Here is a 12,549-nt window from a genome sequence, read left to right as displayed (position 1 = left end):
GGAAGACATCGCAACTCCCTGAAACTGAACGCAAATAACACTAGCTTCCAAAGGATGGACTCATGAGAAAACTGACTGCTATCGCGCTTGCTGCTGGCCTGGCTCTTTCGGCAACCACTGGCGCCTTCGCGCAGGACAACGCCGCCTCGATCAACAACGGCCAAAGCATGATGATCGGCGCGCTGTTCAACAGCCTGACCTCCGAAGGGATCACCACGGATGGCATCGAAAAGCTGACGCTCAGCGAAGTTGCCCGCCTCAACAACCTGATCCACTCCGACGCCGAGCGGAACGACAAGGTCGGCCAAGCCAACCTGATCCTGGAGCGGGCCCGCGAGCGCGACTGATCCCGGTTCCGATATCACCGGGGTGCCGTCACATGGCGGCACCCCACACCACATTCGCCACGATCCAACGCATCGAGGATATGATGATTTCTCCCGTGACACGTCGACATTTCCTTTATGCAACCGCCGGTGCCGCGGCCCTGACGGTCTCCACGTCACCGGCCAGGGCGCGCTGGGTCAGCGGCGATGATACCTTCCCCTACGAGGTCACCCGGACCGAAGCCGAATGGCGCGCCACGCTGACGGATGACGAATACATGATCCTCCGCGAAGGCCATACCGAGGCCAAGAAATCCCACCCCTATTGGGAGAAAACCAGCGAAGAGGCGGGGATCTACAGCTGCAAGGGCTGCGACCTTGAGATCTACGAGGCCAAGTGGAAGACCGTGCTGGAAATCGGTTGGGTCTTCTTCCAGCATTCGATCCCCAACACCGTGATGACCGGTATCGAATGGCCCGAAGGCTCTGAAATGATGGATGAATTCAAATCCCTCACCGCGATGGAGGCCCATTGTCGCCGCTGCGGCAGCCATCTTGGCCACCTCGTCCCGCTCAAGGGCCAGGTCCTCCATTGCATCAACGGTGCCAGCCTCAAATTCCGCCCCGCCGCCGTCTGACCAGATGTCTGCGTCGGTGCTACATCTCGACGAACGCGGCCTTCGGAATGCCCTGCAGGTACAAAAGCGCGGTCAGATCGGCGTGGTTGATCTGAATGGGTGACTGCGCCCGCACCGCCGGTTTGGCATGGGCCGCCACGCCCAGCCCCGCAATCTTCAGCATCGGCAGGTCATTGGCCCCGTCGCCCACGGCGATCACGTCCACCGGTTCCAAACCCAGCCTGTCGCGGATCTCTGCCAGCGCCCGCACCTTAGCATCGGCCCCCAGGATCGGCGCACCCACCTTTCCGGTCAGCACGCCATCGGCCGCGACCAGGATGTTGGCGCGGTGTTCATCCATGCCCAAACGCCCGGCAATCGCCTCGGTAAACGCCGTGAACCCGCCGGAAACCAGCGCCGTGTGGCATCCCCGCGCCCGCATCGTCGCGATCAAGGTCGCAGCCCCGGGGGCCAAGGTGATCCGCTCCGCCAGAACCCGTGCGATCACGTCTACATCCAGCCCCTTCAGCAACCCGACCCGCTCCCGCAGGGCCGCATCGAAATCCAGCTCGCCGTTCATCGCGCGCGCCGTGATACCGGCAACCCGGTCACCGACCCCGGCCTCATCCGCCAATTCATCAATGCATTCCTGCCCGATCATGGTCGAATCCATATCGGCCAGCAGCAGCTTCTTCACACTGCCCGCCGCAACAGGGGTGATCACCAGATCGATGCCCTCCGCATCCCGGCGCTCCCAAGCCTGCTGAAAATCCGGCGGTACATCCGGGACCACGAACCGTGCCGCCGCGTCCGGGGCCAGCCACGTGATTCCGCCCTTCGCGCCCCATGACCGATGCAGCGCATCGACAGATCCTGCGGTCGACGGGCCACCGTCCGGCCCGGCAATCAAGGTAACAACATACACGCGCAGCTTCCCTTCCCAACGACACCTGTGACTAACCACGCCTTCCACCGCGCTGCCAGACCAAGTCACGCAAGTTTCCGATACGCCCCTGCCGCGCCGTCAAAATCGCCTCACATCTCAAAAGCAATCGATTTCCTGGTTGCAGCGACTCATGGTCAGCGGCTATCCCCGCAGGTGGGACACCCTTCCCCAACGAAGGGCGCTTATCTGTAAGGATACCACCAATGACGACACCTCAACCGGCCACGCAGCCGGGCATAAAACCTGTGGACATTCCGGCCAACCCGCGTTTCTCCTCCGGTCCTTGCGCCAAACCTCCAACCTTCGCACTCAGCAAGCTGTCGGATGCCGCTTTGGGTCGCTCCCACCGCGCCGCCATCGGTAAGGACAAGCTGAAAGCAGCCATCGAACGCACGCGCACGATCCTCGGCATTCCCGCCGATTACAAAATCGGCATCGTGCCCGCCTCGGATACGGGTGCCTATGAAATGGCCATGTGGACCATGCTGGGCCAGCGCCCCGTGGAAATGGTCGCCTGGGAAAGCTTCGGCGCAGGCTGGGTCACCGACGCGGTCAAACAGTTGAAACTCGACGCGCAGGTGCATGACGCGCCCTATGGCCAGATCGTCGACATGGCCGCGCTCGACTATGACAAAGACGTCTGTTTCACCTGGAATGGTACCACATCCGGTGTCCGCATGGCCAACGGGGACGCCATTTCGGCAGACCGCGCGGGCCTGACCTTGTGTGACGCGACCTCCGCCGCCTTCGCCATGGACCTGCCTTGGGACAAGCTCGATGTCGTCACCTATAGTTGGCAAAAGGTGCTGGGGGGCGAGGCGGCCCATGGCATGCTCATCCTCTCTCCCCGCGCGGTGGACCGGTTGGAAACTTACACGCCGCCCTGGCCCCTGCCCAAGATCTTCCGCCTGACCAAAGGCGGCAAGCTGAACGAGGGCATTTTCCGGGGGGAGACCATCAACACCCCCTCCATGCTTTGCGTCGAAGACTACCTGCAGGCCCTCGATTGGGCGGAGTCCGTCGGCGGGCTCCCGGGCCTGATCGCCCGCGCTGATGCCAATGCCAAGGCGGTCGCAGATTTCGTGGCCGCGACCCCATGGATCGACCATCTGGCGACGGATCCGGCGACCCGGTCCAACACCTCCGTCTGTCTGAAATTCACCGATGATCGGATTGATGACGGCGCGGCCTTTGCCAAAGCCATCGCCAAACGGTTGGAAGCCGAAGGCGTGGCCCTGGATATCGGCGGCTACCGCGATGCCCCTCCGGGCCTGCGGATCTGGTGCGGCGCCACTGTCGAGACATCAGACATCTCGGCCATGCTGCCTTGGCTCGCCTGGGCGTTCGAGGCCGAGATTTCCGCACAGAAAGCCGTCGCTTAACCCCCTATCGTGCGCTAACCGCGTATGTATGCCGTATGCATGCCTTGTGCATCGGTTCTGCATCCGCCGCACATCCGTAAATAGGAGCCCAAAATGGCCCCCAAAGTTCTCGTCTCTGACAAGCTCAGTGAAACCGCCGTTCAGATCTTTCGTGACCGTGGCATCGATGTCGATTTCCAGCCCGCCCTTGGCAAGGACAAGGATAAGCTGCTGGAAATCATCGGAAATTACGATGGCCTCGCCATCCGCTCCGCCACTAAAGTCACTGAAAAGGTGCTGGCAGCCGCGACCAACCTCAAGGTGATTGGTCGCGCCGGCATCGGCGTCGATAACGTCGATATTCCAAAGGCGTCGCAGCAAGGGGTGATCGTCATGAACACCCCCTTCGGCAATTCCATCACCACCGCCGAACATGCCATCGCGATGATGATGGCCGTGGCCCGGCAAATCCCCGAGGCCAATGCCTCAACCCATTCCGGTAAATGGGAAAAATCGCGCTTCATGGGGGTTGAGCTGACGGCCAAGACTCTGGGCGTGATCGGGTGCGGCAATATCGGATCCATCGCCGCCGAACGCGCCCTTGGCCTGAAAATGAAGGTGATCGCCTTTGATCCGTTCCTTAGTGAAGAACGCGCCGACAAGCTGGGCGTCCGCAAGGTTGAACTGGATGAACTCCTTGAAAAAGCTGACTTTATCACGCTTCACGTCCCGCTGACCGAAAAGACCAAGAACATCCTGTCGCGCGAAAACATCGCCAAACTCAAGCCGGGTGTCCGCATCGTCAACTGCGCTCGCGGTGGTCTGGTGGACGAAGAGGCCCTGGCCGAAGCCCTGAAAGACGGTCGTGTCGCCGGGGCCGCTTTCGATGTCTTTGCCGTGGAACCTGCAACCGAGTCACCGCTCTTTAACCTCGATAATGTCGTGGTAACGCCCCACCTGGGTGCCGCCACGACGGAGGCGCAGGAGAACGTCGCACTTCAGGTGGCTGAACAGATGTCGGACTACCTGTTGACGGGTGCGGTCACCAATGCGCTAAATATGCCCTCTGTCAAGGCGGAGGAGGCCAAGGTCATGACCCCCTGGGTCAAACTGGCCGAGCACCTCGGCGCTTTTGTCGGACAGTTGACCGATGAGCCGGTTAAGGCCATCAATATCTTGTATGACGGCACGGTGGCTGACCTAAATCTTGAGGCGCTGAACTGCGCCACCATCGCTGGTCTCATGAAGGCCACCAACCCCGAGGTCAACATGGTCTCCGCCCCCGTCCTGGCCAAGGATCGTGGGATCAAGGTCAGTCGCACCACCCAGGGACGGACCGGCATCTTTGAGGCCTATATCAAACTGACCGTCGTGACCGAAGACCGCGAACGTTCCATTGCGGGCACCGTGTTTTCCGATGGAAAACCACGGTTTATCCAGATCAAGGGCATCAACATCGATGCCGAGATCGGCGGCCATATGCTCTATACGACCAACACCGATATGCCCGGCATTATCGGCACGTTGGGCCAGACCATGGGCGAAAACGGCGTCAATATCGCCAACTTTACCTTGGGCCGTGCCGATCGCGGGAAAGAGGCGATTGCCCTGCTATACGTCGATGATCCGATCCCGACCCCTGTCTTGGACAAGCTGTCCCAGACCGGCATGTTCCAATCGGTGCGACCCCTCATCTTTGACGTGGCCTGACATGAAAAAGGCACTGTCCCCGCGGGGACAGTGCCTTTTTGCCGATGGGGGGTGTTAAGCTGGGAATGCTGTTTATATGCCATCCGACCCATAAATAGGACATCCTATGCGGCTTTACGCAATCGGCGACATTCACGGACATCTCGACCTGGCGCGCGCGGCCCACGACCGGATCGACCGGGATCGGGACCTGACGGGTGACTACGACGCCCCGGTGATACATATCGGCGATTATTGCGACCGCGGCCCCAACGTGGCGGGTCTGCTGGATTACCTGATTGCCGGGCAAGCGGCGGGGGCCCCGTGGCATTTCATGAAGGGCAACCATGACCGCATGATGCGCCGCTTTCTGGAGCCGGAGCGCAAGCGAGACCAACTGCGCGACGACCTCCATTGGCTGCAGGACAACATGGGGGGCAAGACGACCCTGGCATCCTATGGGGTTGATGTCTCCCCAAGGCGGGACAGGGCCGCTATCCATGCCGATGCCCGCGAAGCGGTATCTGAACACCACATCACGTTTTTGGAGGGTTTGCAGAACAGTTTGCACCTGGGTGACGTTTTCCTGTGCCACGCTGGCATTCGCCCGGGCCTTCCGCTGGATCGGCAGGATGAAGATGATCTGGTCTGGATCCGCGATGCCTTTTTGATGGATATGCGGGACCACGGCGCGTTGATCGTCCATGGTCATACACCGATCCGGCAGGTCACGCATTACGGCAACCGCGTGAACATCGATAGCGGTGCGGCCTATGGCGGGCCCCTGACGGCCATCGTGATCGAAGGCAACGCGGTTTGGCATCTGACTGACGATGGACGGGAGATCCTGGAGCCGATTCCACAGATCATGGCCGGCTGACACGCCGCCACGGACCGGTAGCATGCCGCTGTTTTGAGACGTCAATCGATTTTATTTGAACAGGTGTTCAAAAATTATTTGACGATTCCGATCTGTCGCCGATTATATTCGTTAAGAAATCGACAGTGCTCAACAATGAAGCGCTGCAGGGGAGGATGCTGTGACGGTGCCAGACATGGGTTCGATACCGGCTTTGTTGCGTCGCAATGCGCAATCATTCGGCGACCAACCGGCCTATCGCGAAAAAGAGTTTGGCATCTGGCAGGCCTGGACCTGGGCCGAGGCGCTGGATGAGGTCGAGGGGATCGCCCTTGGTCTGCTGTCGCTTGACCTGCAGCCGGGCGAGCATGTTGCCATCATCGGGCGCAACCGGCCTGAGCTGTATATGTCGATGGTTGGGGTGCAGATGGCGGGCGGCGTGCCGGTGCCGCTGTACCAGGACGCCGTCGCCGAAGAGATGACCTATGTGCTGGACCATTGCGGTGCACGGATCGTCATCGCCGGGGACCAGGAGCAGGTCGACAAGGTGCTGGAGGTGCGCGAGCGCGTCACCGGGATCGAACAGATGATCTACCTTGATACGCGCGGCTTGCGGAAATACGACCATACCCATCTGCATTCGTTGAAAGATCTGATCGCGAAAGGCAAAGCCGCAGCCGATCTGAAGCCGGTGTTGCAGTCGCGCGGAGCGGCGCTGGACATGCAATCCACCTGCGTTATGCTGTATACCTCTGGCACCACCGGTAAGCCCAAAGGCGTGGTGCTGAGCAATCACAACATCATTGAAACCTCCCGCAATTCCAGTGACTTCGACCATCTGGGGCAGGGGGAAGAGGTCTTGGCCTATTTGCCCATGGCCTGGGTTGGGGATTTCATCTTTTCCATCGGGCAGGCCTATTGGAACGGGTTCTGCGTGAACTGCCCCGAAAGCGCCGACACGATGATGACCGATCTGCGAGAGATCGGGCCGACCTATTACTTTGCACCGCCGCGGATTTTTGAAACGCAGCTGACCCATGTGATGATCCGGATGGAGGATGCGGGTGGCCTGAAGCGGCGCATGTTCCACTACTTCATGGATGTGGCGAAGCGGGTTGGGCCCGCATTGCTGGATGGCAAGGCGGTCAGCGGCTCTGACAAATTGCTGTACCGTTTGGGGGAGATCCTGGTCTATGGCCCGCTGAAAAACACCCTTGGCCTGAGCAAGGTGCGCGTGGGCTACACGGCGGGTGAGGCGATCGGGCCCGAAATCTTTGATTTTTACCGCAGCCTTGGGATCAATCTGAAGCAGCTCTATGGCCAGACCGAGGCCAGCGTGTTTATCACCCAACAAAAGGATCACGAGGTGCGGCCGGACACGGTGGGCACTCCGACCCCCGGTGTTGAACTGAAGATCGCCGAGAATGGAGAGGTTTTTTACCGCTCCCCCGGGGTGTTCCAGGAATATTTCAAGAATGCCGACAGCACCGCCGGGACCAAAGATGCCGACGGCTGGGTCGCTACCGGCGATGCGGGGTTCATTGAGGCTGATACGGGCCATTTGCGCATCATCGACCGGGCGAAGGATGTCGGCAAAATGGCCGATGGCAGCCTGTTTGCCCCGAAATATGTTGAGAACAAGCTGAAATTCTTTCCCAACATTCTGGAGGTCGTGGTGTTTGGCAATGGCCGCGACATGTGCACGGCCTTCATCAACATCGATCTGACGGCGGTGGGCAACTGGGCGGAGCGTAACAACATTGCCTATGGCAGTTATCAGGAACTGGCCGGCCATCCGCAGGTCCTGTCCACCATCCAGGCCCATGTCGAAGAGGTGAATGTCAGCGTGGCCGAGGATGAGATGCTGTCGGGCTGCCAGATCCACCGGTTTTTGGTGCTGCACAAGGAATTGGACCCCGATGACGGCGAAATGACCCGCACTCGCAAGGTGCGTCGCCGGATCGTTGAGGAGAAGTTCGCCGACCTGATCGCCGCGCTTTATGATGGGTCGAGCAGCGTTTCGACGGTGACCGAGGTCACCTATGAGGACGGACGCAAGGGGGCAATCAAGGCAACCCTGGAGCTGCGCGATGCCAAGACCCACCAGGTTGCCCAACGGATGGCGGCAGAGTGATCTATGTCTTTGCGATAGGGGTTGGTCTGCTGGCCCTTGCCCTGCCGGTGCCGGGCGATGTGCCGCTATTGGCCCGCGCGTCGATCCGACGGCGGCTGTGGCAGACCGGCGCGGCCTTGATCGCGCTGGCCGTCATCGCCGGGGAGTACAACGCGGCAGCACTCGTAGCCTTGATCGTGATGGTGGTTTTGTTTGTCACGGCCATTGGTTTGTTGTTCTGGTTGGAAGACGGGCGGTTCACCGCGGACCGCATGCGCGCCTCGCTGGGATGGTATTTTGTGAATGCCGGGCCCGCAGGCGCACCGATGGGCGGGCACAGATTACTGGCGCTGGTCACGGTTTTGCTGTTGGCCGTTTTGCTGGTTGTCCGCCCGGTTGTGCGGGAGATCCTGGGGTTGAACCAGGTCGAGGTTACGACAAGCCACGCTGGGTTATCGCCGGGGAGCACCGCATGAAGGATACGGTCGACAGTTATGTGACTGCGGATGGACGGACCATTGGCGGTGTGATGATGGAGATGAAGAACATCACCCTGCGCTTTGGCGGGGTGGTCGCGATCAAGGATATCAGCTTTGACATCCGCGAGGGGGAGATCCGCGCGATCATCGGCCCGAATGGTGCGGGCAAGTCCAGCATGTTGAACGTGATCAGCGGCTTTTACCATCCGCAGGAGGGGGAGGTCTGGTTTCGGGGGCAAAGGCGCCCGTCGATGCGGCCCTATCAGGTGGCCCGGCTGGGCATCGCCCGGACATTCCAGAACATCGCCTTGTTTGAGGGGATGAGCGTGCTGGACAACATCATGACCGGTCGCCTGACCCAAATGAAATCCAACATTATCCAGCAGGCGATCTGGTGGGGTGCTGCCGAAAAGGAAGAAACCGCGAACCGGGAGCGGGTTGAGCGGATCATCGATTTTCTTGAGATCCAGGCCATCCGCAAGACCCCGGTGGGGCGTCTGCCCTATGGCCTGAAAAAGCGGGTCGAGTTGGGGCGCGCCCTGGCAGCCGAACCCAAGCTGCTGCTGCTGGACGAGCCGATGGCTGGGATGAATGTCGAGGAGAAAGAGGACATGTCCCGCTATATTCTTGACGTGAATGATGAATTTGGCACCACCGTCGCCCTGATCGAGCACGATATGGGCGTGGTCATGGATCTGTCGGATCGGGTGGTGGTTATGGATTACGGCAAGAAGATCGGGGATGGCACACCGGACGAGGTGCGCAACAACCAGGATGTCATCGATGCCTATCTGGGTGTCTCCCATGACTGAGGCGCGCCACGCGTGACGGGGGTGTCGGACATGATCCGCGCAGGCGATGTGCAGGCGGATTGCGGTTTGGCATGGACTTGCCCAAACCAGGCTGTGGGAGGTGTTCACACACCTTTGCAATTGCCGAGACGCGCTGCCGAGGTAGGTTTGTGCCATCAACCAACTGGTGGGACGACTTCGATGGACAATATTCACCCGGTCAAAGCGACGCTGAACGAGCTGCGCAACAAGGCGATCCATTTGCGATCTCGCTTGGTGCCGACGGGATACGAAGACCACATTCACTGGCTTTTCATCGCGACGTTGCCGAATTCGGGGTCGACCGCACTGGCGCAGCTCTTGGCATCTGCCCCCGCAGCGGTGTCCCTGACCAGCAATGGCGAGGGGGCGTGGATGATCCCGGCGCTGCATGGTCCGGAACGATCCAACCCCGATCTGCCGCTGAACTATCACCAGATCAAAGCCGTGTGGACCAACCGAATTGCCAAGAAGGCGCCAAAGCCTTGTGTGGTGGTGGAAAAGTCACCCACCAATATCGTGCGGATGAAAGAGATGATTGCGGGGTTTGCGCCGTCCCAATGCACGCTCGTTTCGCTGACGCGCGATCCTTACGCCATTTGCGCGAGTTGGGCCAAGCGGTATCCGGGTATGAATACTGAGTCTTCCTGGATCATAGATCCGCCGCAGCAACCAAAGGGGCTGAATGAGGATGAGGCGTTTTACTGGACCGTCGGCATGATATGCGGCTACCGGTTGAAGTTTATGCAGCATTTGTCCGACCGTGTTGATCTGGCATTGTCCTATGAGGGGATCATCGAAGATGTGCCCGGCACGGCCGACCGGTTAAAAAAGGTCTGCCCGATCCTGGACGGCATCGAACAGGAGGTCCGGGTCAAGGTGAAGGATTATGCGCCCCAACCGCTGACGAATATGAATGACCGCCAGATCTCAAAGCTGTCGCCCCGGCGGATTGAGATGATCACGGCTGGTCTGACCCCGTTCCGCAACGCTGTCGAGGCGGCTGGATATCAGTTGCGTCCGAGCGCGACGATGCAGTGATGACGGTGCGCTGGATCATCCCGTCACTTTCGCCGGCGGCCCCACCGGCCTTGGCCGCGGATTGGACGGATGCCCAGGGCCCGGCTTTTGTCGAGACCGATCCGCTCGCGTTTCTCACAACCCTTCCGATATCGAGGTGACCCATGCCTGACCAGTTCCTTTATGGCGTGGAGGTCGTCTTGAACGGCCTGATGGCCGGGGTGCTTTATGCCCTTGTGGCGCTGGGCTTTGTCCTGATTTTCAAGGCATCGGGTATCTTTAACTACGCCCAGGGCGTGATGGCCTTGTTTGCCGCCTTGACGCTGGTGGGCATCATGGAAGGTCAGGTCCCCTTTGCCCATCTGATCAACGCGATCTTTGGAACGGAGGTGCACCATTTTGGCTGGCACGTCCCTGCCGTGGCGGCGATCATTCTGACGATATTGGTGATGGTCGCGCTGGCCTGGGCGGTCCAGCAATTCGTCATGCGGCACCTGGTCAATCAGGAACCGATCATCCTGTTCATGGCGACCATCGGTCTGGCCTATTTCCTGGAAGGGTTCGGCGACCTGATGTGGGGGTCCGAGATCAAGAAGCTGGATGTGGGCCTGCCCCAGGGTGCCAGCCTTTGGGTTGAGGAAAACACAGCCTGGCTGGGCGGGGAGAGCTTTTACGGCTTTTTCATCGACCAGTTGGACATCGTGGCCACGGTTGTTGCCGCGATCCTTGTGATCGCGCTGGTCCTGTTTTCGCAATATACCAAGCAAGGTCGCGCATTACGTGCTGTGGCCGACGATCACCAGGCGGCCTTGTCTGTCGGTATCTCTCTCAATGTGATCTGGGTCTTGGTCTGGTCGCTGGCCGGGTTCGTTGCCTTGGTTGCGGGCATCATGTGGGGGGCGAAATCGGGTGTTCAGTTTTCCCTCAGCCTGATCGCGCTGAAGGCGCTGCCAGTGTTGATGCTGGGTGGGTTCACCTCGATCCCCGGTGCCATCGTGGGCGGGTTGATCATTGGGGTTGGCGAAAAGCTGTTCGAGTTCCTGGTGGGCCCCCTGGTGGGTGGTGCCACCGAGAACTGGTTTGCCTATGTTCTGGCCCTGCTGTTTCTTGTTTTCCGCCCACAAGGCCTGTTTGGGGAGAAGATCATTGAACGGGTCTGACCGAAAAGGCGGGCGATCACCTTGCGGATGGTCAGGAATTGGCCGCCGCGATCACAGCCGACCACACCACGACCAGACAGCTGAGGAACAGGGCCAGGATTGGGCTGACACCGAGGAGGGTTGCCACGACCTCGACCAGGCACAGACCACCGATGATGTACCAGTAGACCGGGCGAACCGCCTTGGCGATCCTGGTTCCGATGCGTTGAAAGAATGCGATTTCGCGTGTGGCGGACAGGATCGCCGCCTGTGGTTGTTTGATGTCCATACCGCGGACCCTTTTAACAGTGTACAATTGTCTACAAATTGCTGGAGCTTTGAGGCAGAAACGGGGCGCCGGGCGGCCCGATTGAGCGTCAATTCGTTAACAGATCATTTCCGGGAGTTACGTAAGGTCGCTTATCGGGTATCCTCGATCTCTGAATGGAGCTTGAGGGTGATCAGCCCAAGGGCCACCACACCGATCACGGCGCCGGTAAACAGGCTAAGGCCAAAAACCAGCATCCCGAGGCATCCCAGAACCAGCGCAAACAGGACCACGACGGTCAGTAATGGCAGCGCCTCTCCCTCGCGTGCGGGGCTTTGCGGTTCGGCCTCTTCGGCTTCTGGTATGTCTTCCAGGATCGCGTTTCGGGTCACCTCGAATGCGTCCGGGCTTAGTACGCCGTCTTCCCGCAATTGGGCCAGACGGCGTAGTTCATCGATGGTTGGCATGGTCCCTACCCCCTGTCCTCGCATGATGAACATGCCGCGGCTTTGGGGTACGAATGTGGCAATCCCCCTGAAAAGTAGGGCTTTGGTTAATTGCTACGACGCTCGGCCCCGCCGGAACGAGGCGGCAACGGCTGCGATCGAAACACATCCAATCGCGACATATACGGCGGACATCGTGCCAAACATCATGAGGGCCAAGCCCGCAAAGACGACAGCGGCACCGGCCAGGAAGAAGACCTGCGTGACGATGTATTCGGCGACGTACCACATCCACCACTTGCGGACATGTTCGGCCTCGGCCTGGTCCTGCATCAATTTCGCATGCGCTTGTGCGAATTGTGCATCATCAATCGTTCCATCCTCATGCAAAGAGGTCAACGTTTTGAGATCTGACTGGATGGACATGCGGCGCTCCCTTCGACGTAACACAGTGAG

General features: G+C 59.8%; 14 protein-coding genes. 10 read left to right on the top strand and 4 right to left on the bottom strand.

Annotated elements, in window-relative coordinates:
* Window positions 1–62 precede the first annotated feature (62 nt).
* Both IU397_RS21295 and IU397_RS21290 read left to right on the top strand, forming a co-directional pair.
* Window positions 63–347 (top strand): hypothetical protein, encoded by a 285-nt coding sequence (locus IU397_RS21295; RefSeq protein WP_204417499.1) that lies wholly within the window; start codon window positions 63–65, stop codon window positions 345–347.
* A 32-nt stretch (window positions 348–379) separates the two neighbouring features.
* On the top strand, window positions 380–964 hold the full coding sequence (locus tag IU397_RS21290; RefSeq protein ID WP_204417498.1) for a peptide-methionine (R)-S-oxide reductase: 585 nt from the start codon (window positions 380–382) through the stop codon (window positions 962–964).
* Window positions 965–983: 19 nt separating this feature from the next.
* On the opposite strand, the gene serB is transcribed toward IU397_RS21290, so the two are convergent.
* Window positions 984–1,868 carry a phosphoserine phosphatase SerB gene (gene serB, locus IU397_RS21285; protein WP_204417497.1) on the bottom strand — a complete coding sequence of 295 codons (885 nt, stop codon included), beginning with the start codon at window positions 1,866–1,868 and terminating at the stop codon, window positions 984–986.
* Window positions 1,869–2,092: 224 nt separating this feature from the next.
* Here serB and IU397_RS21280 point away from each other — a divergent pair, with 224 nt between their 5' ends.
* The 8 genes from IU397_RS21280 (at window position 2,093) to IU397_RS21245 (ending at window position 11,400) form a co-directional block, all read left to right on the top strand.
* Window positions 2,093–3,271: a phosphoserine transaminase gene (locus IU397_RS21280; RefSeq protein ID WP_204417496.1), complete on the top strand. Its 1,179-nt coding sequence runs from the start codon at window positions 2,093–2,095 to the stop codon at window positions 3,269–3,271.
* A 93-nt stretch (window positions 3,272–3,364) separates the two neighbouring features.
* Window positions 3,365–4,960 (top strand): phosphoglycerate dehydrogenase, encoded by a 1,596-nt coding sequence (gene serA / locus IU397_RS21275; protein ID WP_204417494.1) that lies wholly within the window; start codon window positions 3,365–3,367, stop codon window positions 4,958–4,960.
* 106 nt (window positions 4,961–5,066) lie between these two features.
* On the top strand, window positions 5,067–5,819 hold the full coding sequence (locus IU397_RS21270) for a metallophosphoesterase (RefSeq protein ID WP_204417493.1): 753 nt from the start codon (window positions 5,067–5,069) through the stop codon (window positions 5,817–5,819).
* Between the two features lie 175 nt (window positions 5,820–5,994).
* Window positions 5,995–7,932, top strand: a complete 1,938-nt coding sequence (locus IU397_RS21265) for an AMP-binding protein (RefSeq protein ID WP_204417492.1) — start codon at window positions 5,995–5,997, stop codon at window positions 7,930–7,932.
* Window positions 7,929–8,387 (top strand): hypothetical protein, encoded by a 459-nt coding sequence (locus IU397_RS21260; RefSeq protein WP_204417491.1) that lies wholly within the window; start codon window positions 7,929–7,931, stop codon window positions 8,385–8,387. The genes IU397_RS21265 and IU397_RS21260 overlap by 4 nt, the downstream gene beginning before the upstream one ends.
* Window positions 8,384–9,202 carry an ABC transporter ATP-binding protein gene (locus IU397_RS21255; RefSeq protein ID WP_204417490.1) on the top strand — a complete coding sequence of 273 codons (819 nt, stop codon included), beginning with the start codon at window positions 8,384–8,386 and terminating at the stop codon, window positions 9,200–9,202. The genes IU397_RS21260 and IU397_RS21255 overlap by 4 nt, the downstream gene beginning before the upstream one ends.
* A 180-nt stretch (window positions 9,203–9,382) precedes the next feature.
* A complete protein-coding gene (locus IU397_RS21250) occupies window positions 9,383–10,261 on the top strand; it encodes a sulfotransferase (protein ID WP_204417489.1) in 879 nt (292 codons plus the stop codon).
* Window positions 10,262–10,404: 143 nt separating this feature from the next.
* On the top strand, window positions 10,405–11,400 hold the full coding sequence (locus IU397_RS21245; RefSeq protein ID WP_204417488.1) for a branched-chain amino acid ABC transporter permease: 996 nt from the start codon (window positions 10,405–10,407) through the stop codon (window positions 11,398–11,400).
* A gap of 31 nt (window positions 11,401–11,431) precedes the next feature.
* Here IU397_RS21245 and IU397_RS21240 read toward each other — a convergent pair whose 3' ends face one another.
* From IU397_RS21240 to IU397_RS21230, 3 genes are all read right to left on the bottom strand, one after another.
* A complete protein-coding gene (locus tag IU397_RS21240) occupies window positions 11,432–11,668 on the bottom strand; it encodes a hypothetical protein (RefSeq protein ID WP_204417486.1) in 237 nt (78 codons plus the stop codon).
* A 131-nt stretch (window positions 11,669–11,799) separates the two neighbouring features.
* Window positions 11,800–12,114 (bottom strand): hypothetical protein, encoded by a 315-nt coding sequence (locus tag IU397_RS21235; RefSeq protein ID WP_204417485.1) that lies wholly within the window; start codon window positions 12,112–12,114, stop codon window positions 11,800–11,802.
* Window positions 12,115–12,207: 93 nt separating this feature from the next.
* Window positions 12,208–12,519, bottom strand: a complete 312-nt coding sequence (locus IU397_RS21230; protein WP_204417484.1) for a hypothetical protein — start codon at window positions 12,517–12,519, stop codon at window positions 12,208–12,210.
* Between the last annotated feature and the right edge of the window lie 30 nt (window positions 12,520–12,549).

This window comes from Actibacterium sp. 188UL27-1 (assembly GCF_016901225.1).
Classification (GTDB): Bacteria; Pseudomonadota; Alphaproteobacteria; order Rhodobacterales; family Rhodobacteraceae; genus 188UL27-1.
This window is presented reverse-complemented; position numbering and strand designations above follow the sequence as displayed.

Excerpts from the sequence above, each read along its gene's own strand:
- IU397_RS21295 (WP_204417499.1), top strand. The coding sequence starts at position 63 with ATGAGAAAACTGACTGCTATCGCGCTTGCTGCTGGCCTGGCTCTTTCG.
- IU397_RS21290 (WP_204417498.1), top strand. The coding sequence starts at position 380 with ATGGCGGCACCCCACACCACATTCGCCACGATCCAACGCATCGAGGAT.
- IU397_RS21280 (WP_204417496.1), top strand. The coding sequence starts at position 2,093 with ATGACGACACCTCAACCGGCCACGCAGCCGGGCATAAAACCTGTGGAC.
- serA (WP_204417494.1), top strand. The coding sequence starts at position 3,365 with ATGGCCCCCAAAGTTCTCGTCTCTGACAAGCTCAGTGAAACCGCCGTT.
- IU397_RS21270 (WP_204417493.1), top strand. The coding sequence starts at position 5,067 with ATGCGGCTTTACGCAATCGGCGACATTCACGGACATCTCGACCTGGCG.
- IU397_RS21265 (WP_204417492.1), top strand. The coding sequence starts at position 5,995 with ATGGGTTCGATACCGGCTTTGTTGCGTCGCAATGCGCAATCATTCGGC.
- IU397_RS21255 (WP_204417490.1), top strand. The coding sequence starts at position 8,384 with ATGAAGGATACGGTCGACAGTTATGTGACTGCGGATGGACGGACCATT.
- IU397_RS21250 (WP_204417489.1), top strand. The coding sequence starts at position 9,383 with ATGGACAATATTCACCCGGTCAAAGCGACGCTGAACGAGCTGCGCAAC.
- IU397_RS21245 (WP_204417488.1), top strand. The coding sequence starts at position 10,405 with ATGCCTGACCAGTTCCTTTATGGCGTGGAGGTCGTCTTGAACGGCCTG.
- IU397_RS21240 (WP_204417486.1), bottom strand. The coding sequence starts at position 11,668 with ATGGACATCAAACAACCACAGGCGGCGATCCTGTCCGCCACACGCGAA.
- IU397_RS21235 (WP_204417485.1), bottom strand. The coding sequence starts at position 12,114 with ATGCCAACCATCGATGAACTACGCCGTCTGGCCCAATTGCGGGAAGAC.
- IU397_RS21230 (WP_204417484.1), bottom strand. The coding sequence starts at position 12,519 with ATGTCCATCCAGTCAGATCTCAAAACGTTGACCTCTTTGCATGAGGAT.